Origin of the sequence: Agromyces sp. NBRC 114283 (assembly GCF_030268405.1) — a bacterium.
Lineage (GTDB): Bacteria > Actinomycetota > Actinomycetes > Actinomycetales > Microbacteriaceae > Agromyces > Agromyces mediolanus.
This window is the reverse complement of sequence record NZ_BSQP01000001.1, coordinates 2,640,797-2,659,253: the sequence shown is the minus strand read 5'-3', so window position 1 is coordinate 2,659,253 and position 18,457 is coordinate 2,640,797. Positions and strand designations below refer to the sequence as shown.

At 72.0% G+C, this 18,457-nt stretch carries 23 protein-coding genes and 1 tRNA gene; 17 read left to right on the top strand and 7 right to left on the bottom strand.

Annotated features, from left to right (window positions below):
- Positions 1-16 precede the first annotated feature (16 nt).
- From QSJ60_RS12850 to cmk, 6 genes are all read left to right on the top strand, one after another.
- The gene (locus QSJ60_RS12850; RefSeq protein ID WP_189086632.1) at positions 17-904 is read left to right on the top strand and encodes a ParA family protein; all 888 of its coding nucleotides are present in this window, start codon (positions 17-19) and stop codon (positions 902-904) included.
- Positions 888-1,739 (top strand): segregation and condensation protein A, encoded by an 852-nt coding sequence (locus tag QSJ60_RS12845; protein WP_502871390.1) that lies wholly within the window; start codon positions 888-890, stop codon positions 1,737-1,739. The genes QSJ60_RS12850 and QSJ60_RS12845 overlap by 17 nt, the downstream gene beginning before the upstream one ends.
- The gene (gene scpB, locus QSJ60_RS12840) at positions 1,729-2,511 is read left to right on the top strand and encodes an SMC-Scp complex subunit ScpB (protein WP_285463853.1); all 783 of its coding nucleotides are present in this window, start codon (positions 1,729-1,731) and stop codon (positions 2,509-2,511) included. The genes QSJ60_RS12845 and scpB overlap by 11 nt, the downstream gene beginning before the upstream one ends.
- A complete protein-coding gene (locus tag QSJ60_RS12835) occupies positions 2,504-3,310 on the top strand; it encodes a pseudouridine synthase (RefSeq protein WP_285463852.1) in 807 nt (268 codons plus the stop codon). Before scpB ends, QSJ60_RS12835 begins: the two co-directional genes overlap by 8 nt.
- A 1-nt stretch (position 3,311) precedes the next feature.
- The gene (locus QSJ60_RS12830; protein WP_285463851.1) at positions 3,312-4,394 is read left to right on the top strand and encodes a prephenate dehydrogenase; all 1,083 of its coding nucleotides are present in this window, start codon (positions 3,312-3,314) and stop codon (positions 4,392-4,394) included.
- A 63-nt stretch (positions 4,395-4,457) separates the two neighbouring features.
- Positions 4,458-5,129 carry a (d)CMP kinase gene (cmk, locus tag QSJ60_RS12825; RefSeq protein ID WP_285463850.1) on the top strand — a complete coding sequence of 224 codons (672 nt, stop codon included), beginning with the start codon at positions 4,458-4,460 and terminating at the stop codon, positions 5,127-5,129.
- Here the strand turns inward: cmk and QSJ60_RS12820 are convergent.
- Positions 5,126-5,965, bottom strand: coding sequence for a GAP family protein (locus QSJ60_RS12820; RefSeq protein WP_285463849.1), 840 nt, complete (start codon positions 5,963-5,965; stop codon positions 5,126-5,128). The two genes, cmk and QSJ60_RS12820, sit on opposite strands and share 4 nt — an antisense overlap.
- A gap of 118 nt (positions 5,966-6,083) precedes the next feature.
- On the opposite strand from QSJ60_RS12820, the gene QSJ60_RS12815 reads away from it, so the two are divergent.
- From QSJ60_RS12815 to QSJ60_RS12800, 4 genes are all read left to right on the top strand, one after another.
- Entirely contained in the window at positions 6,084-7,277 is a 1,194-nt protein-coding gene (locus QSJ60_RS12815; protein ID WP_285463848.1) for a sensor histidine kinase, read from the top strand.
- Positions 7,274-7,972: a response regulator transcription factor gene (locus QSJ60_RS12810; protein ID WP_285463847.1), complete on the top strand. Its 699-nt coding sequence runs from the start codon at positions 7,274-7,276 to the stop codon at positions 7,970-7,972. The genes QSJ60_RS12815 and QSJ60_RS12810 overlap by 4 nt, the downstream gene beginning before the upstream one ends.
- Before the next feature lie 126 nt (positions 7,973-8,098).
- Positions 8,099-9,610 (top strand): ribosome biogenesis GTPase Der, encoded by a 1,512-nt coding sequence (gene der / locus QSJ60_RS12805; RefSeq protein WP_285463846.1) that lies wholly within the window; start codon positions 8,099-8,101, stop codon positions 9,608-9,610.
- Positions 9,611-9,662: 52 nt separating this feature from the next.
- Entirely contained in the window at positions 9,663-9,899 is a 237-nt protein-coding gene (locus QSJ60_RS12800; protein WP_189086641.1) for a DUF167 domain-containing protein, read from the top strand.
- A 92-nt stretch (positions 9,900-9,991) separates the two neighbouring features.
- On the opposite strand, the gene QSJ60_RS12795 is transcribed toward QSJ60_RS12800, so the two are convergent.
- The gene (locus QSJ60_RS12795; protein WP_285463845.1) at positions 9,992-10,603 is read right to left on the bottom strand and encodes a GNAT family N-acetyltransferase; all 612 of its coding nucleotides are present in this window, start codon (positions 10,601-10,603) and stop codon (positions 9,992-9,994) included.
- A 73-nt stretch (positions 10,604-10,676) separates the two neighbouring features.
- Between QSJ60_RS12795 and QSJ60_RS12790 the strand changes: the two genes are divergently transcribed.
- The 5 genes from QSJ60_RS12790 to bsh all read left to right on the top strand — a co-directional run bounded on the left by QSJ60_RS12790 (position 10,677) and on the right by bsh (position 13,856).
- Entirely contained in the window at positions 10,677-11,123 is a 447-nt protein-coding gene (locus tag QSJ60_RS12790; RefSeq protein ID WP_285463844.1) for a MarR family winged helix-turn-helix transcriptional regulator, read from the top strand.
- Complete coding sequence (locus tag QSJ60_RS12785; protein WP_285463843.1) at positions 11,120-11,794, top strand: hypothetical protein; 675 nt, start codon at positions 11,120-11,122, stop codon at positions 11,792-11,794. Before QSJ60_RS12790 ends, QSJ60_RS12785 begins: the two co-directional genes overlap by 4 nt.
- A gap of 107 nt (positions 11,795-11,901) precedes the next feature.
- Positions 11,902-11,975: transfer RNA gene (locus QSJ60_RS12780), tRNA-Pro, on the top strand.
- Positions 11,976-12,077: 102 nt separating this feature from the next.
- Positions 12,078-12,680, top strand: coding sequence for a class I SAM-dependent methyltransferase (locus QSJ60_RS12775; RefSeq protein WP_285463842.1), 603 nt, complete (start codon positions 12,078-12,080; stop codon positions 12,678-12,680).
- Between the two features lie 33 nt (positions 12,681-12,713).
- Entirely contained in the window at positions 12,714-13,856 is a 1,143-nt protein-coding gene (gene bsh / locus QSJ60_RS12770; protein ID WP_285463841.1) for a choloylglycine hydrolase, read from the top strand.
- Positions 13,857-13,983: 127 nt separating this feature from the next.
- Here bsh and QSJ60_RS12765 read toward each other — a convergent pair whose 3' ends face one another.
- A complete protein-coding gene (locus tag QSJ60_RS12765) occupies positions 13,984-14,523 on the bottom strand; it encodes an AAA family ATPase (RefSeq protein WP_285463840.1) in 540 nt (179 codons plus the stop codon).
- Positions 14,516-14,878 carry an ArsR/SmtB family transcription factor gene (locus tag QSJ60_RS12760; RefSeq protein ID WP_285463839.1) on the bottom strand — a complete coding sequence of 121 codons (363 nt, stop codon included), beginning with the start codon at positions 14,876-14,878 and terminating at the stop codon, positions 14,516-14,518. Before QSJ60_RS12760 ends, QSJ60_RS12765 begins: the two co-directional genes overlap by 8 nt.
- A gap of 16 nt (positions 14,879-14,894) precedes the next feature.
- On the opposite strand from QSJ60_RS12760, the gene QSJ60_RS12755 reads away from it, so the two are divergent.
- A complete protein-coding gene (locus tag QSJ60_RS12755; RefSeq protein WP_285463838.1) occupies positions 14,895-15,377 on the top strand; it encodes an SRPBCC domain-containing protein in 483 nt (160 codons plus the stop codon).
- Between the two features lie 54 nt (positions 15,378-15,431).
- On the opposite strand, the gene QSJ60_RS12750 is transcribed toward QSJ60_RS12755, so the two are convergent.
- Positions 15,432-15,980, bottom strand: coding sequence for a type 1 glutamine amidotransferase domain-containing protein (locus tag QSJ60_RS12750; RefSeq protein ID WP_230767149.1), 549 nt, complete (start codon positions 15,978-15,980; stop codon positions 15,432-15,434).
- 144 nt (positions 15,981-16,124) lie between these two features.
- The gene (locus QSJ60_RS12745; protein ID WP_285463837.1) at positions 16,125-16,484 is read right to left on the bottom strand and encodes a DoxX family protein; all 360 of its coding nucleotides are present in this window, start codon (positions 16,482-16,484) and stop codon (positions 16,125-16,127) included.
- A 135-nt stretch (positions 16,485-16,619) separates the two neighbouring features.
- Here QSJ60_RS12745 and QSJ60_RS12740 point away from each other — a divergent pair, with 135 nt between their 5' ends.
- Positions 16,620-17,042, top strand: coding sequence for a winged helix-turn-helix transcriptional regulator (locus tag QSJ60_RS12740; protein WP_230767144.1), 423 nt, complete (start codon positions 16,620-16,622; stop codon positions 17,040-17,042).
- Between the two features lie 7 nt (positions 17,043-17,049).
- On the opposite strand, the gene QSJ60_RS12735 is transcribed toward QSJ60_RS12740, so the two are convergent.
- Positions 17,050-18,375 (bottom strand): flavin monoamine oxidase family protein, encoded by a 1,326-nt coding sequence (locus tag QSJ60_RS12735; RefSeq protein WP_285463836.1) that lies wholly within the window; start codon positions 18,373-18,375, stop codon positions 17,050-17,052.
- Positions 18,376-18,457: the final 82 nt, after the last annotated feature.

Below are 18,457 nucleotides of genomic sequence, written 5' to 3'. Positions count from 1 at the left end.
GAGGAGGAGAGACCACGTGACCGACCAGAAGCGCGACCCCGCGAGCACCACGGCGCCGCAGGAGTCGAAGCTCGGTCCGACCGGTCGCCCGCTGCGCGAGTTCCCCACGCCGCCGGCGCTGCGCGAGCACGGCCCCGCCCGGATCATCGCGCTCTGCAACCAGAAGGGCGGCGTCGGCAAGACGACGACGACCATCAACCTCGGTGCGACGCTCGCCGAGTACGGCCGCCGGGTGCTCGCGATCGACTTCGACCCGCAGGGCGCGCTGTCTGCCGGGCTCGGCGTGCAGACCCACGACGTGCCGACGATCTACGACCTGCTGCTCTCCCGCGGCATCGAGCCGGCCGACGCGATCCAGCACACCGCGGTCGCGAACTTCGACGTCATCCCGGCGAACATCGACCTCTCCGCCGCCGAGGTGCACCTCGTCACCGAGGTCGCGCGCGAGCAGATCCTCGCCGGCGTGCTGCGCAAGGTCTCGGCCGACTACGACGTCATCCTCATCGACTGCCAGCCGTCGCTCGGCCTGCTGACGGTGAACGCGCTCACCGCGAGCCACGGCGTCGTCATCCCGCTCGAGTGCGAGTACTTCGCGCTGCGCGGCGTCGCGCTGCTCATCGAGACGATCGACAAGGTGCGCGACCGACTGAACCCCGCCATCACGCTCGACGGCATCCTCGCGACGATGTACGACTCGCGCACACTGCACTCGCGCGAGGTCCTCGAGCGCGTCGTCGACGCCTTCGGCGACCGGGTGCTCGAGACCGTCATCACCCGCACGGTGAAGTTCCCCGACGCCACCGTCGCGGCGACGCCGATCACCGAGTTCGCGCCCGAGCACCAGGCGTCGAAGGCCTACCGGCAGCTCGCCCGCGAGCTGGTGTTCCGTGGCGCGGTCGCCTGAGGCAGCCGCCCCGGCCGACGCGCAGCCCCCGGCGGAGGGCGCGGCAGAGGGCGACCCGGGATTCCGGGTCGCGCTGACGAACTTCGAGGGGCCGTTCGACCTGCTCCTCTCGCTCATCACGAAGCACGAGCTCGACATCACCGAGGTCTCGCTGTCCAAGGTCACGGACGAGTTCATCTCCTACCTGCGGGGGCTCGACTCCGAGGAGGAGCTCGACCGGGCCAGTGAGTTCCTCGTCGTCGCGGCGACGCTGCTCGACCTGAAGATCGCGGGACTGCTGCCGCAGGGCGAGCTCGTCGACGCGGAGGACGTGGCGCTCCTCGAGGCCCGGGATCTGCTCTTCGCCCGGCTGCTGCAGTACCGGGCGTTCAAGGAGGCCGCGCGCTGGTTTCAGGCCGGGCTCGAGCGCGAGGGCTCGCGGCACGCCCGCACGGTGCGGCTCGAGGAACGGTTCCGCCAGCCCGCCCCCGAGCTGCGCTGGACCCTGTCGGCCGAGGACTTCGCCGCGCTCGCGGTGCTTGCGCTCACGCCGCGCGAGATCCCCGTGGTCGGGCTCGACCACCTGCACGCGCCCGTCGTCTCCATCCGGGAGCAGGCGGCGCACGTCGTGGCCGTGCTGCGGCGCGGCGAGCCCGTCACGTTCCGCCAGCTGATCGCCGGCGTCGACCGGCAGGGCGTCGTCGTGGCGCGCTTCATCGCCGTGCTCGAACTCTACCGGCACGCGGCGATCGGCTTCGAACAACTGGAGCCGCTCGGCGAGCTGACGCTGCGCTGGGCGACCGACACGTGGAGCGACGACAAGCTCGAGAGCCTGGGAGCCGACTATGACGACTGAGACCGAGCAGAGCGAGCAGAGCGAGGGCGTGCAGGACCCGGCAGCCCAAGAGGTCACGACGGCGGATGCCTCGGCCGAGGCATCCGCGATCGAGGCATCCGGAACGGAGGCGTCCGCCGACGAGGCGCCGGAGCTCTCCGTCGCGACGCCCCTCGACGTGCCCGGCCAGCACCGGCTCGACCTCGACCGCGCGATCGAGGCGATCCTGTTCATCTCCGACGAGCCGCTCGGCGTCGTCCAGCTCGCGGCCACCGTCGCGCGGCCCGTCGCCGAGGTGCGCGCCGCGATCGCCCGCCTCGTCGCCGACTACGACGGCACCGGCACCTCGGGGGAGCCGCGCACCGACGTGGCCGAGGCGCCCGCCCTCGTCGGCGGCGGCCGGCGCGCCTTCGAGCTCCGCGAGGTCGGCGGCGGCTGGCGCTTCTACGTGCGCCAGGAGTACGACGCGCTCGTCGCCGGCTTCGTGCTGACGCAGACATCGACCAAGCTCTCCCAGGCGGCGCTCGAGACGCTCGCCGTGATCGCGTACAAGCAGCCGATCTCCCGTTCGCAGGTCGCCGCGATCCGCGCCGTGAACGTCGACTCGGTCGTGCGCACTCTGCTCGGCCGCGGCCTCGTGACCGAGGTCGACACCGACCCCGAGACGGGCGCGATCCTCTATGGCACGACCGAGCAGCTCCTCGTCCACCTCGGCATCAACTCGCTCGACGAGCTGCCGCACATCTCGCCGCTCCTCGACGACGGCCAGGAAGGATTCGATCTCGATGGCTGAGCCCGCCACCCCCACGGAGCCCGCGGCCGCCGGTCCCCAGCGCCTGCAGAAGGTGCTGTCCGCCGCCGGCGTCGCCTCGCGCCGGGTCATCGAGGACTACCTCGTGCAGGGGCGCATCGAGGTGAACGGGAAGGTCGTGACCGAGCTCGGCACCCGGGTCGACCCCGCGGTCGACCAGGTGTCCGTCGACGGCGTCGCCGTGCAGCTCGACACGGCGAAGCGCTACTACGTGCTGAACAAGCCGACGGGCGTCGTGTCCTCGATGAAGGACGAGCAGGGCCGCCCCGACCTCCGCCGCTTCACCGACGAGCTCGACGACCGCGTCTACAACGTCGGCCGCCTCGACGCGGAGACGAGCGGCCTGCTGCTCCTCACGAACGACGGCGAGCTCGCCCACGTGCTCGCCCACCCGTCGTTCGGGGTCGAGAAGACCTACATCGCGAAGGTGCGCGGCCGCGTGACCCCGCAGACGCTGCAGCGGCTGAAGCAGGGCGTCGAGCTCGACGACGGACCCATCCGGGCCGATCGGGCGAAGCTCCTGCAGGCCCAGGGCGACGCGCGGCACAGCATCGTGGAACTCACGCTGCACTCCGGCCGCAACCGCATCGTGCGCCGCATGCTGAAGGAGGTGGGGCACCCAGTCGTGGAGCTCGTGCGCCGCCAGTTCGGGCCGCTGCACCTTGGTACACTCAGGTCCGGTCAGCTCCGGGAGCTGACGAAGGCCGAGCGCGGCGCACTGCTGACCATCGCCCGTCAGGCGGAGGCGGCGCGCGGAACCGCCGGCGCGAAGGAGGACTGACGTGGTCGAGTCACGACTGACCGGCCCGGTCCGGATCGTCGGCGCGGGCCTGCTCGGCACGAGCGTCGCGCTGGGGCTCCGCTCGCGCGGCATCGAGGTGATCCTCGACGACGCCTCGCCGACGCACGTGGCGATCGCGGCGGACCTCGGCGCCGGCCGCCCCGCCGCGGAGGGCGACGTCCCGCAGCTCATCGTCGTCGCGGTGCCGCCGGACGTCACCGCCCGCGTCGTCGCGGCCGAGCTCGAGGCGTTCCCCGACGCGATCGTCACCGACGTCGCGAGCGTGAAGGCCGGCATCCTGGCCGAGCTCGTCGCCCAGGGCGCCGATGTCTCCCGGTACATCGGCTCGCACCCGCTCGCCGGTCGCGAGCGCGGCGGCCCGCTGTCGGCTCGCGCCGACCTCTTCGTCGGCCGGCCGTGGGTCGTGGCCGCCCACGACGCCATCAGCTACCAGCGTGCGGGCGCCATCGACGACCTCATCCTCGACCTGGGGGCGACGCTCGTCGAGATGACCCCGGAGGAGCACGACCGCGGCGTCGCGCTCATCTCGCACGTGCCGCAGGTGGTGTCGAGCGTCATGGCGCGGCGGTTCATCGACGCGCCGAACGCGGCACTCGGCCTGGCCGGGCAGGGCGTGCGCGACGTGACCCGCATCGCGGCCAGCGACCCCGACCTCTGGGTGCAGATCCTGGGTGCGAACGCCGAGCCGGTGCACGACATCCTCGTCGCCGTGCGCGACGACCTCGACCGCTTCATCGAGGCGCTCGAGGCCCCGCAGGCGCCCGGGGCGCGGCGCCGCGTCGCCGAGGAGCTCGCCGCGGGCAATACGGGCGTCTCGCGCCTGCCCGGCAAGCACGGCACCGACAAGCGCTTCACGACCGTCATCGTCATGGTCGACGACCGTGCGGGCGAGCTCGCGCGCCTGCTCGCCGAGATCGGCGAGATCGGCGTCAACCTCGAAGACCTGCGCCTCGAGCACTCGCCGGGCCGCCAGGTCGGCCTCGCCGAGGTTCAGGTCGTGCCCGAGGCCGCCGAGCGTCTGAGCGAGGAGCTCGCCGCCCGCGGGTGGCGCATCGCCGGCTGACCCCGGCGCGGCATCCGCGCCACCGACCGTTCCCGATCGCACCCGAACCCTGGAGGCATCCCCGTGCAGCACCCCCTCGTCGTCGCCGTCGACGGTCCCGCCGGCAGCGGCAAGTCGAGCGTCTCGAAGGCGGTCGCGCGCCGTCTCGGCTACGGCTTCCTCGACACCGGTGCGGCGTACCGCGCGCTCGCCTGGCACGTGTCCAACTCGGGCGTCGACCCGGAGGACACGGCGGCGGTCGTGGCGTCCCTCGACGCCTTCGACTACGGCATCGGCACCGACCCCGACGGCTACCGGGTCCGGGTCGGCGAGCACGACGTCACCGAGGCGATCCGGGAGCCGCGGATCTCCGGCATCGTGAGCGCCGTGGCGCGCGTGCCCGAGGTTCGGGCGCACCTGATCGGCCTGTTCCGCGCCATCATCGCCGCGGAGGCCCGCCCCGGGATCGTCGTCGAGGGTCGCGACATCACGACGGTCGTCGCGCCCGACGCACAGGTGCGGATCCTCCTCACCGCGAGCGAGGAGGTGCGGATGTCGCGACGGGCCGCCGAGCTCGCCGGGCACGACGCCGCGGCGACCGGGGCGCAGCTCCGGGCCCGCGATCGGGCCGACTCGAAGGTCGTCGACTTCCTGAACGCCGCCGAAGGCGTCACCCTCGTCGACTCGACCGAGCTGGACTTCGGCCAGACGATCGACGCCGTGATCGCGGTGATCCGCGCGGCCGACGATCGCTAGAGGAACTGCTCGAACAGACCGAGTTCCGAGGCGGCGCTGCGGGCGAGGATGAAGCCGACGATGCCGACGATCCACGCGGTGTTCTCGCTCGCCGTGCGCTCCAGCCAGGCGGCGAGCCGCTCCAGGGGCGCCTTCACGAGCGGCGCCGCGACGATCCGCAGCACGAGCAGCACGAGGGCGGGGGCGATCATGAGCAGGCAGTATCCGGCCAGCGCGCCGAAGCGCAGGGGCATGCTGAGCTCGGCCTCGGCGAGCATGCCCATCGCCACGAGGTAGGGCAGCATCGTGGCGACCTCGATGAGCCCGGCGCCGAGCGCGACGGCCATGACGGTGAGGGGCGACGTGCCGTCGGCGAGCAGACGGTCGCGCCAGCGGGCGATCCGGCCGCCCGGGGCGGGGTCGCCCGCGGCCGGCGTCGCGTCCGAGGCATCCGCCGCCCCTGCGGCAGCGTCCGGAAGCACGCCGCCGCGCGCCGCGCTCGTCACGCGCTCGGCCGCTGCGGCTTCCCGCTTCTTCTTCGCCTGCTCGTTCGTGGGCATCGCGAAGGCGACGACGAGCAGTCCCGCGCCGAGCAGGAGCCGGATCCACAGCCCCGTCGTCGAGCTCAGGAAGCTCTGCGCCACGTCGACGAGATTCACGAGGCCGAGCATGAAGAGGATGCCGACGAGCAGGTAGAAGACGGCGATCGTCACGAGGTAGAGCAGCACCCGACTGCCGCGCAGACGCGGCGCGAGCAGCAGGAACACCGGGATGAGCAGCGTGCCGATGCTCAGGCCGTCGACGAGGGCGAGCACCGCGAGGGTGATGGCGAGCGGTGCATCGGTCAGGAGGTCCATGCGACCAGGCTCGCGCGATCGTCTGGCACGCGGATCGGGCGGAGGACGGAGACGCGCCGATCCGCGCCTCGTCCTTTCGGAGGAGGAGCGGCCGGCCGCGGCATGCTTCGATGGAGGCATGCAGGAGAACGACGGCGGCACGGCGCTGCGCTGGGTGCGCCGGCACCGTCCGCTCGTCGACGCCGTCGGCATCGCGGCGATCAGCGCGATCGCGGCGGCCATGGGGCTGAACCAGGTCTGGGACGCGCTCAGCGTGCTGCCGGAGCCGGTCTCGCCGTGGTGGGGCTTCGCCCTGTCGATCCCCGCGTTCATCGCGGTGGCGCTCAAGCAGCGGATGCCGCGCACGGGACTCGCCGTCGCCGCCACGATCAGCGTGATCTCCCTGTTCACGGTCGGCGGCATCGGTGGCCTGATCGCCCTGCTCGATCTGCTCTGGCTCGTCACGGTGCGCGCGACGCCGGCGGCCAGACGGCGCATCCTGATCGGCTGCGGGGTCGTGATCGCGGCGTTCACCGTGCTCACGCTCGTCGTGACCGGCGAGGTGCGCATGGCCGTGCTCGTCGGGCTGCAGCTCGGCGCACTGCTCGGCACCGACTACTGGTGGGCGACGGCGGTGGCGCAGGCGAACGAACTCGCCGAGCTCCACCGGCGCGAGGCCGCCGAGCTCGTGCGGCACGCCGAGCACGACCGTGACACTGCGCTGCAACACGAGCGCGACGCGATGGCGCGCGAGCTGCACGACCTCGTCGCCGGTCACGTCTCGGCTATGGCGATCCGCGCCGAGGCGGCCCTGTCGGGGCCCCAGGACGGCGAGGGGGATCGGGCGGCGCTCCAGGCCGTGCGGGATTCGAGCCTCGAAGCGCACGAGGCCCTCCGCTCGATGATCGCCGTGCTCCGGGCAGGCGGGGGCGAGCTCGTCGTCCCACCACGGCTCGACCGGGTGGCCGACTACGTCGATGCCGCGCGTCGCGCGGGACTCGAGGTGCGCTTCGACGGCCCCGCCGCGACCGAGCTGCCCGCGCCCGTCGAACAGCTCGCCGCACGGGTGGTGCAGGAGGGCCTCGCCAACTGCGTACGCCACGCCGCCGGCGGTCGGGTCGCGGTGTCGATCGAGACCGACGAGGGTGGGCTGCTCGTGCGGGTCGACTCCCGTGATGGCCGCCCGCTGGAACGGCCGAGCCTGCCTGGCAACGGCTCCGGCCTCGCGATGCTCGCCGAACGGGTGCGGGCGCTCGGCGGGCGCTTCGACGCGGGGCCCGTCGGTGCCGGCTGGTCGGTGCGCGCCGCGCTTCCGCTGGAGCCCGCAGCATGAGCGCGCCGCGGGCGCTCCTCGTCGACGACCACGGCGCGATCCGGGAGGCGCTGCGGATCATGCTCGAGTCGCACGGCCTCGTCGTCGTGGGCGAGGCGGCCGACGGCGAGACCGCCGTGCGGAACGCGAGCGCGCTGCGGCCGGACGTCGTGCTGATGGACCTCCGCATGCCCGGCATGGGCGGGGTCGCCGCGACCCGCGAGATCCACGAGCAGGGGCTCGCCGACGTGCTCGTGCTCACGAGCTTCGACGAGGACGAGCTCGTGTTCGGTGCGATCCGCGCCGGCGCGGCCGGCTTCCTGCTGAAGACGGCGGATGCCGCGACCCTCGTCGACGCGGTGCACCGGGTCGCGGCGGGGGAGGGGCTGCTCGATCCGCGCGTCACCCGGCGGGCGCTCGCCGCGCTCGCCGGAGCGGGCGAGGGGCCGGTCGGCCTCGGCGGGGCGCGGGCCGGGGAACGCGGCGAGCCGGGGGCGCCGGCCCGGGCCATCCCCGACGCCGCCGGACTGACCGGCCGGGAGCGGGACGTGCTCGACGGCATGGCGCTCGGCCGCTCGAACGCCGAGCTCGCCGAGGCGCTCGGCATCTCGGTGCCGACCGTGAAGACCCACGTCTCCAACGTGCTGGCGAAGCTCGGCGCCCGCAGCCGGAGTCACGCCGTCGCCATCGCGCGGGGGCTCGACGCCGGTCGCTGAGACGGTTCGATGCGCCTCGCGAGCGGGGCCGGGAACGGTGTTCTGCGGGGGCATCCGGCCTTCCCAGCTCGGGTACGGCAGACTAGAGGGCGCGCGATCGCGCCCACGACGTTTCCAGGAGACCCCATGAGCGACCACGACGACGAGTTCGAGGCCCACGACGACGACCTCGCCGAGCGCCTCGCCGACGTCGACGACGACCTTGCCGAGCAGCGGGCGGCCGCGCTCCGCAGCGGCCTCGACGAGTACGAACTCGACGATGAGGACCTCGACCTGCTCGAGCTGTCCGAGGAGGGCGAGGAGGGCATCCAGTACCTTCCGGCCCTGCCGGTCATCGCCATCGTCGGCCGTCCGAACGTCGGCAAGTCGGCGCTCGTGAACCGCATCCTCGGCCGCCGTGAGGCCGTCGTCGAGGACACGCCCGGCGTCACCCGCGACCGCGTCTCGTACAAGGGCGAGTGGCTCGACCGCCGCTTCACGCTCGTCGACACCGGGGGCTGGGAGCCCGACGCCCGCGGCATCGACGCCTCCGTCGCCGCGCAGGCCGAGGTTGCGATCGACCTCAGCGACGTGGTGCTCTTCGTCGTCGACGCGACCGTCGGCGCCACCTCGACCGACGAGCACGTCGTCCGTCTGCTGCGCAAGACGAAGAAGCCCGTCTTCCTCGTCGCGAACAAGGTCGACGACGCCCGCCAGGAGCCCGAGGCCGCCGCGCTGTGGAACCTCGGCCTCGGCGAGCCGCACCCCGTCTCCGCGCTGCACGGCCGCGGCGTCGCCGACCTCCTCGAGTCGGTCTTCAAGGTGCTGCCCGAGGTCTCGGCCGTCGCGAAGCAGGAGATCGGCGGACCCCGCCGCGTCGCCATCGTCGGTCGTCCGAACGTCGGCAAGTCGAGCCTGCTGAACAAGACCGCCCGCGAGGAGCGCGTCGTCGTCAACGAGCTCGCCGGCACCACGCGCGACCCGGTCGACGAGCAGATCGAGCTCGCCGGAAAGGTGTGGCGCTTCGTCGACACCGCGGGCATCCGCCGCCGCGTGCACCTGCAGCAGGGCGCCGACTTCTACGCCTCCCTGCGCACCCAGGCCGCGCTCGAGAAGGCCGAGGTCGCGATCGTCGTGCTCGACGTCTCGCAGCCGATCTCGGAGCAGGACGTGCGCATCATCGACCTCGTGCTCGAGTCGGGCCGCGCGCTCGTGCTCGCCTACAACAAGTGGGACCTGCTCGACGACGACCGCCGCCGCTACCTCGAGCGCGAGATCGAGCAGGACCTGCACCACGTCGCGTGGGCGCCCCGGGTGAACATCTCGGCGCGCACCGGCCGGCACCTGGAGAAGCTCGTGCCCGCGCTCGAGACCGCACTCGAGTCGTGGGACACCCGCATCCCGACGGGCAAGTTCAACGCTTTCCTCACCGAGCTCACGCAGGAGCACCCGCACCCCGTGCGCGGCGGCAAGCAGCCCCGCATCCTGTTCGGCACCCAGGTCTCGACCCGGCCGCCGACCTTCGTGCTGTTCACGACCGGGTTCCTCGACCCGGGATACCGCCGGTTCATCCAGCGGCGCCTGCGCGAGATCTACGGCTTCGAGGGCAGCCCGATCGTCGTGAACATGCGCGTGCGGGAGAAGCGGCAGCGCCGCTGAGCCGGTGCGCCGTTCCCCGTCGCTGCCGCGTCCTCGCTGAGTGCGCCCGCCCATGGAGCTCACGGTCCGGGTGAAGCCCGGCAGTCGCAAGGGCCCGCTCGTGGAGCCATCGCCGGATGATCCGGCGGCGGCGCTCACGGTGTTCGTGCGCGAGCGCGCGGTGGACGGCGCGGCGAACGCCGGGGTCATCCAGGCGCTCGCCGCGCACTTCGAGGTGCCGCGCCGCGATGTGGTGATCGTGCGCGGCGAGACGTCGCGCATCAAGCGGGTGCGGATCGAGGGGCGGTGACGGGCGGCAGCGCTGCTGCTTGCCTGATTGCGCTTGCTTGCTTGCTTGCGTGCGTGCGTGCGTGCGTGCCTGACTGCGCTGCCTGAGCTCGCTCAGAACTCGAGCTGCATGACCGCGCGCGTCGGCGACGGCCGGCCCACCTCGGCGAAGCCGGCCCCGGCGAACATCGACACCGTGCCGTGGAAGAGCTCGGCGGCGGACACCTTCGCTTTCGCCGTCGGATCGACCGCGTAAGCCTCCAACACTCGGGCGCCGTGCTCGCGCGCGTAGGTCACGGCCGCCTCGGCGAGGGCCGCGCCGACGCCGCGCCGACGATGCGCTCGGGGGACGACGAAGCAGCTGACCGCCCACACGCTCTCGTCGGCGAGCTCCGGCTGGGCCGTGCCGGTGCGCACCAGTGTGCTGCGGGCGACGCGGGAGAGCGCCGGACGCGGTTCGACCGCGCACCAGCCGACCGGGGTGTCGCCGTCGTAGGCGAGCAGGCCGGGCCCCGGACCCGCCCCGTCGAGCTGCGCCTCGAGCCGGTCGTGGAGCGTCTCGGTGCCGACCTCGCGCCAGTCGCGGCCGGGGATCTTGTACCACTGGCACCAGCAGGTGGCCGGGTCGCCCTTGGTGCCGAACACCGCCTCGACGTCGGCGAAGGGCGCTTCGTCGGCCGGGATGACGGTGAGGCTCGGATGCGTCGTCGGAATCACGGTGGCCATGTCGTCACGCTAGCGGGTGGGGCCGACAGCACGGATATCGTGAAGTGAGGTAATGATGTAGTACCATCACGGTATGGACGTCACGATTCTCGACCGGCTGCTGCAGATCGGCGAGCTGTTCCAGCACGACATGGCCCGTGCCTTCGCCGGCACCGGCCTCACGAGCGCCCGCGTGCGCGTGCTCTGGGTGCTGCAGCACGGCGGCCCCATGACGCAGCAGGCGCTCGCCGCAGCCCTCGAGGTCAGTCCGAGGAACGTCACCGGGCTCGTCGATGCGCTCGAGGCATCCGGCCATGTCCGTCGAACGCCGCACCCGAGCGACCGGCGGGCCGTGCTAGTCGAGCTCAGCGAGACCGCCCGGCAGACGATGGCGCAGATGCAGCGCGATCACGCCGAGCTGTCGGCGACGCTGCTCGACGCCGTCGAGCCGGGGGAGCGGGCCGCCGTGGAGCGCGGCGTCGCCGCGATCGCCGACCGGCTCGCCGTGCTCGTCGCCGAGGCGCGAGAGGCCGAGTCGTGAGCGGGGCGGGCTCCGGTGGCTCGAGCTCCGGCGGCCGGGTCGCCCGTCTCGGCGGGATGCTGAAGCGCGCGCTCGTGATGGAGCTGCGCGTCTACGAGAGCCTCTGGCGCTTCGTCGCGCGGCGCCCGGCGATCGCGCCCGGCGCCGTCGGCATCGGCTACCACCGTCCCGTGCTGACGGTGCTCTGGATCTTCATCGTGCTCTCGGCCGTCGAGATCCCGATCATCGACCTCATCGTGCATCGCTGGCCGCCGGTGCGCATCGCGATGCTCGTGCTCGGCATCTGGGGCGTGACGTGGATGCTCGGTCTGCTCTGCGCCATGCTGACTCGCCCGCACACCGTCGGGCCGGAGGGGATCCGGGTGCGGCAGGGGCTCGAACTCGACGTGCCGCTCAGCTGGGACGACATCGCCTCCGTCGCGATCACGAAGCACGTCGACGAGCCGAAGTCGCCCCGGGTCGCCGGTGGCGTGCTCGCCGTGCGGCAGCAGGACGAGACGAACGTCGAGCTCGTGCTCGAGCGGCCCACCACCGTCAGGCTGCCGGGGCGGGCGCCCCGTGGCGGGGTGCACGAGGTCGAGGTGGTGCGGTTCTGGGCCGACGAGCCGCGGGCGGTGCTGGACGCTGCGCGACCGTTCCTCATGGGGGAGCCGGTCGCGCGGCGCGACTGAGTCGCCCCGGCTCGCGCTCGCTCCGGATGCCGCGGCCGGGTGTGCACGAAGGGGCCTCCGGAACCCGCTATGATGGTCAAGTTGCCTCGGCGGAATCGCCGGAGCATCGGGCTGTGGCGCAGCTTGGTAGCGCACTTGACTGGGGGTCAAGGGGTCGCAGGTTCAAATCCTGTCAGCCCGACCGAGAAGCCCTGGTGGAACGAGTCGGTTCTGCCAGGGCTTCAGTCGTGTTCGGGTGGTCGGTCGCGACTCTCGCTGAGCCCCGCGACTACGATGGACCTCCATGGCCGAAGACGAGGTGCCCGCCGCCTACGGCGCGCGTGCAGCTGAATACGTCGAACTGTTCGGCAGCATCGACGCGGCCGCGGAAGCCGATCGAGACGCCCTTCTCGCGTGGTCGAGGACGGTGACCGGGCCCGTCATCGACGTCGGGTGCGGGCCGGGGCAGTGGACCGCCTTCCTCGGCAGCCACGGGCTCGACATCGAGGGCATCGACCCCACGCCGGCGTTCGTCGCCGCAGCGCGGCAGCACTACCCGGCCCACCGATTCCGGCTCGGCCGGGCCGAGGCGCTCGACGTCGAGGACGGTGCGCTCGGCGGCATCCTCTCGTGGTTCTCGCTCATCCACACCGAACCGGCCTCGATCGGTCTCGCCTTGGGCGAGTTCGCGCGGGTGCTGCGGCCGGGCGGTGCGCTCGCGCTGGGCTTCTTCGAGGGCCCGCGGCTCGAACCCTTCCCGCACGCCGTCACGACGGCGTACTACTGGCCGATCGCGGAGCTCGCCGCCCGTGTCGAGCGGGCGGGGTTCACGATCACCGACGCCAGTGCTCGTACCGATCCAGGCGTCCGCAGGCAGGGAATCATCTTCGCTGAGCGCATGTATTGACCGGAGTGGGAACTGACGCCCTCCGTCACCAGCGTGGACGGCATCGGCCGTCGGCCTCCGACATTCGGTGACCGATTCGATCGCCGATCGGTCGGTGCCTACCCGCTCCATCGCGGGCCGTCCACCCCTGGCCGCCTGCGTGCACCGCGCGTACGGTGGCGCGCAATACGCCGGGTGCATCACTCACGTCGGGGGGACGACATGTGCACAGGAATCAACTACACCACTCGCGACCACTACTTCGGGCGCAATCTGGATCTCGAGTACTCCTACAACGAGACGGTCACCGTGACGCCGCGGAACTTCCCGTTCGAGTTCCGCAGAACAGAGCCGCTTCGCGCGCACCACGCCATCATCGGGATGGCGACCATCGCAGAAGGGTATCCGCTGTACTACGACGCGACGAACGAGCGCGGCCTCAGCATGGCGGGGCTCAACTTCCCGGAGAACGCCCGCTACCTGCCGGAGTCGCCCGACCGGACGAACGTCACCCCGTTCGAGTTCATCCCGTGGGTCCTCGGGCAGTTCGAGACCGTCGAGGAGGTCAAGGCCGCCCTGGAGCGAGTCAGTCTCATCGATCTCGCGTTCAGCGAGGAGTTTCCGCTGTCGCCGCTGCATTGGATCATCTCCGACCGGACGTCGTCGATCACCGTCGAGGGCGTCGCCGAAGGTCTCACCGTGTACGACAACCCGGTCGGGGTGCTCACGAACAATCCCACCTTCGACATCCAGCTGTTCAACCTGAACAACTTCATGCACCTCTCGACGCAGCCGCCGGAGCCGCGCTTCTCCGAGGAGCTGCAGTTCGACGTGTACAGCCGCGGCATGGGCGCCATCGGCTTGCCGGGGGATCTGTCGTCGGCGTCGCGCTTCGTCAAGGCGGCGTTCACCAAACTGAACTCCGTGTCGGGGGAGTCCGAGTCGGAATCGATCAGTCAGTTCTTCCAGATTCTCGGATCGGTCGCGCAGCAGCGCGGCTGCGTCGAGGTCGCTCCGGGCAAGTTCGAGATCACCATCTACTCCTCGTGCTGCAACACCGACCGGGGGATCTACTACTACACCACCTACGAGAACAGTCAGATCAGCGCAGTGGACCTGCACAAGGAGGACCTCGATGGGAGCGCGCTGGTCGCGTATCCCCTGGTCACCGGGCAGCAGATCCACCAACAGAACTGAGCGCGAGGGGTCGCCGCTCGGCCCCGTGGTGCGGAAACGCGGCGTCGCCCGGCACGCGCTCGCGATCCCGCGCTCGCGATGGTGAGCGCGTTGGCCCCGTGCGGCGGCCCGCCACGGAGGACCGCCTTCAGTCGAGTCGCATCCGCCCCGACGCCACGAGCGAGAACACCTCCGCGGCGGTCGCATCGGCATCCATCCGCGTGGTGTCGAGCGCGTGGCCCTGCAGCTCGCCGAGCTCGGCGAACTGGTCCCAGAGGCTGAGGATCGGCTCGGCGTCCACGAGCGCGTCGGGCGCGGTGCGCTGCTGCGCTCGCCGAAGCGCGGTCTCGCGATCCGGGCGCAGCACGAGGTAGTGCACGGCGACGCCGGGATGCCGCGCCGCCTCGCGCCGGTAGTGCGGGAGCATCCACGGGCCGACGATGCCGTCCACGATCGTCGGGAACCCGCCCGCGGCGTACTCGAACGCCGCGGCCGCGATCGCCGCGACCACGGTCTGGTTCTGCGCGTCGGACTCCGGCAGGTAGGCGGGGATCGCGCCGCGCACGATGATGTGCCAGAAGTCGTCGGTGTGCAGGTGCACGCAGCGCTCGTACCGTTCGGCGAGGAGCCTCGCCACGGTCGACTTGCCCGAGCTGGGCGAGCCGCTCAGGATGATGAGCTCAGTCATGCGTGCTCCGTTCGTTCGCGGCGGTGTCGAGCGGCTGCAGGTGTTCGAGCAGTTCGAGGGCGGCCTGCATGTAGCCGCTGATCCAGCGATCGTGGATGCGCTTGATCGGCAGGGGAGCGAGCGCGAGGTGGCGCTCCCGCCCGATCTTGCGGCCGGTCACGAGCTCGGCCTCCTCGAGCACGCGCAGGTGTTGCAGCACGGTGGTGCGGTCGAGCTCGGGGAAGCGGGCGCAGAGCGCTCCGGTCGTGAGCGAGGACTCGCGCAGGGCGTCGAGCATCCGTCGCCGCACGGGGGCGGCGAGCGCCTTGAAGACGGCGTCGTCGTCCTCGGCGGGGGTGTCGGCATCCTGAGGCATGTGATAAAACTACAACATGACTGAGGATGCCGCGCTGCAACGACTCGCCTTCACTGTGTCCGGCCGGGTCGCGAGACCCTGCGCCGAGGTCTACGAGGCCGTCGCCGACCCCGCCCAGCTCTCCCGCTACTTCACCACCGGTGGCGCCCGCGGCCGCCTCGACGCCGGCGCCGAGGTCAGCTGGGACTTCGCGGACTTCCCTGGCCGCTTCCCGGTTCGCGTGATCGAGGCCGAGCCGCCGCGACGCATCGTGATCGAGTGGGATGCCGCGCAGGGCACGGCCGACGGAGATGCCGCCGCGACGCGCACCACGTTCGAGTTCGAACCCGTCGACGACGACACCCGCACGCTCGTGACGATCACCGAGTCGGCGTGGAAGCTCACCGAGGGCGGCGCGAAGCACGCATTCGGCAACTGCGAGGGCTGGACCGGCATGCTCGCGGCCCTGAAGGCCTGGGTCGAGCACGGCATCAACCTCCGCGAGGGCTTCTACCGCTGACAAGGCGAACGCCCCGGCGGATCGTCGATCCGCCGGGGCGCCTGTGCTGCGAGGTCAGGCCGTCTGGCCGGCGTGGGTGCCCTCGCCGATCTCCTCGACGACCTTCGCGTTGAAGGCGGGCAGGTCGTCGGGGGTCCGGCTCGACACAAGGCCCTGATCGACGACGACCTCCTCGTCGACCCAGTTCGCGCCGGCGTTCTTGAGGTCGGTGGCGAGACTCGGGTAGCTCGTGATCGTGCGTCCGTCGACGACGCCCGCCTCGATGAGGATCCAGGCGCCGTGGCAGATCACGCCGACGGGCTTGTGCTGCTCGAAGAAGGCGCGCGCGAAGCCGATCGAGTCGCGGTCGAGCCGCAGATGGTCGGCGTTCACCACACCGCCCGGCAGCACGAGCGCGTCGAAGTCCTCGGCGCTCGCGGCGCCGGCCTGCACGTCGACGCGCTGCACGTGCCCCTTCTTGCCGGTGATCTCCGAGGCATCCGGTGCGACCATCGTCGCGGTCGCCCCGGCGTCCGTCACCGCCTGCCACGGGCTCGTGAGCTCGCTGTCCTCGAATCCGTCGGTGGCCAGGAAAGCCACGCGCTGTCCGCTGAGGTGCGTCATCCGTCCGTCCTTTCGTCGGTGGTGGTCCCAGTCCCACTGGGGGATCACTCCACTCTCCGACGGACGGTCTACGGAGGCGAGGGGGTGGCCGATGCGGGCCGAGGATGCTACGGGGCACCGGATGCCGGGTGCTGTGGCCTGGGCTCAGCCGAAGGCGACCCAGCCGATGCCGACGAGGAGGGCCGCGATGCCGAGTCCGAGGCTCGGGGCGAACGGCTCGCGGCGCCGCACGTGCAGCGCGACGGCGACGACCATCATGATCGCGAGGGCGAACGCGGCGACGGGGGTGAGCCACGGGGTGATGCCGGTCGCGGCGGGGAGGATCAGGCCGATCGCGCCGATCACCTCGAGGATGCCGATGGTCTTCAGCTGCGGCGCGGTGACATCCTCGACCCAGGCCATGCGCTCGTGGACGCGCTCGTACGGGGTCACCGCCTTCATCGAGCCGGCCATGGCGAAGAGCGCGGCGAGCAGGCCGGTGATGATCCAGAGGGCGATGATCATGCGAGGAACTCCCTAATAGTTACTGATCGTGTGTAACGCACGATCAGGTACTATAACGAGTGTGATCCCGGCACTTCTCCGTGCGTCACGCACCTCGAGGTGCGTAACGGAAGCACGGGCGAGGAAGGGCGGAACATGAGCACGACGGAGCCGCGGGCACTGCGCCTCCCGCCCCTGCCCGGAGACGGCGAGGGCGCCGCCTCCTGCAGCACCGACCACCCCGCGAGCGGGGTCATCCGCGAGATCCTCGCCCGCGTGGGCGACAAGTGGAGCCTGCTCGTCATCGGACTGCTGCACGACGGACCGCTGCGGTTCACCGAGATCCAGCGCCGCGTCGACGGCATCTCCCACCGCATGCTCACGCAGACGCTCCGCAGCCTGCAGCGCGACGGACTCGTCTCGCGCACGAGCTACGCCGAGATCCCGCCGCGCGTCGAGTACGCGGTCACGCCGCTCGGCCGCTCGCTGTCCGAGCCCGCGATCGCCCTGGCCGTCTGGGCCGCTGAGCACCACCGCGCGATCCTCGACGCGCGGGCGGAGTTCGACGGCGACGAGTAGTCGGTCCTCAGTCCTTCCAGGCGTCGGAGATCGGGATCGTCCGCCCGAGCACCCGCTCGGCGGCACGGTGGCCGGAGTACATCGCCGCGGGGACCGTGGCCGGATCGTCCGTCCACGTCGCCTCGCCCGCGAGGTGCAGCACGCCGCCGACCGGCGTGGCGAGCAGGTCGTGGTCCGCCGTCGTCGACCCGAGCGTCATGTACGCGTACGAGCCCCGGGCGAAGGGATCGTCCTGCCAGGCCGTGCGGTGCAGCCGAGTGGGCTGCTCGACCCGCTCGCCGTAGAGCCGCCGCAACTGCGCGAGCACCGACTCGACGAGCTCCTCGTCCGTCCAGGACCGCGTCGCCACGGCCGCCGGGCCCGCGGCGAACGTCAGCAGCGTCGGCACGCCGTGCAGCCCGGTGAGGTCGTACCAGGAGTGCCACCAGCGGCTCTCGGGACCCTGCTGCCGCACCGCGTAGACGCCCTCGTCCCAGAATCGCGACGGGAAGCTCAGGAAGACCTTCTCGAAGGCGTTCATCTCGAGCCGGCCGAGCGCGCCGGCGACCGGCTCGGGCAGCGGCGGCTCGATCCGGAACGCGTCGGACTTCAGCACGCCGACCGGCACGGTCACGACGGCCGTGCCCGCCGCGAAGCTCACGTCGCCGCACCGCACCACGACCCCGCCCTCGCTCCACTCGACGTGCGTCACCACGTGCTCGAGACGCACATCGAGTCCCTCCGCCAGGCGGGCCGGCAGCACGTCGTAGCCGTCGGGGAAGACGACCTCGTCGCCGTCGATCGCATCGTCGTCGAGGCCGTGCGCCGCGAGATCCTCGATCCACGCGCCGTACTGCTCCTCACTGCGGTGCTCCAGGTACTCGCGCACCCGCTGGCTCCGTTCCGGCCCCCAGCCCTGCGCGGCGAGGGCGGCCTCGGTGACGTCGCGGTACGAGGCCTCCACCGCCGAGTCGGCGATCGCCGACACGAGGGCCGCGTCGACCGTGCGGACGTCGTCGGCGAACGCCCGGGCGGCGGGCTCGTCGAGGCGGCGCCCGTCCGGCCCGTAGTAGGCGATGGGGCGGCTGTCGGGCTGGTACCCGCCGACGGTGAACTCCACGCTGCGCATGCCGAACGCCTCCGCCGCCTCGGCGACGGCGCTCCCGGTCACGCCGTGGATCCACGAGGCCCCGAGATCGGTGCTCACGCCGTCGCTGCGCTCGGTGCGGACCCGCCCGCCGACGCGGTCTCGCGACTCGAGCACGACGACCCGCGCTCCCGCGCGGGCGAGCAGCCGCGCCGCGGTCAGGCCCGAGACTCCGGCCCCGACCACGATCGTGTCGATGCGCTCCATCGCTGTGCTCCTCGCCGCGCGTGCTCTGGCGCGCGATCCGACGCTACCGGCATCCGCGCGCCCACGGCGAGTCGGAGGCCTT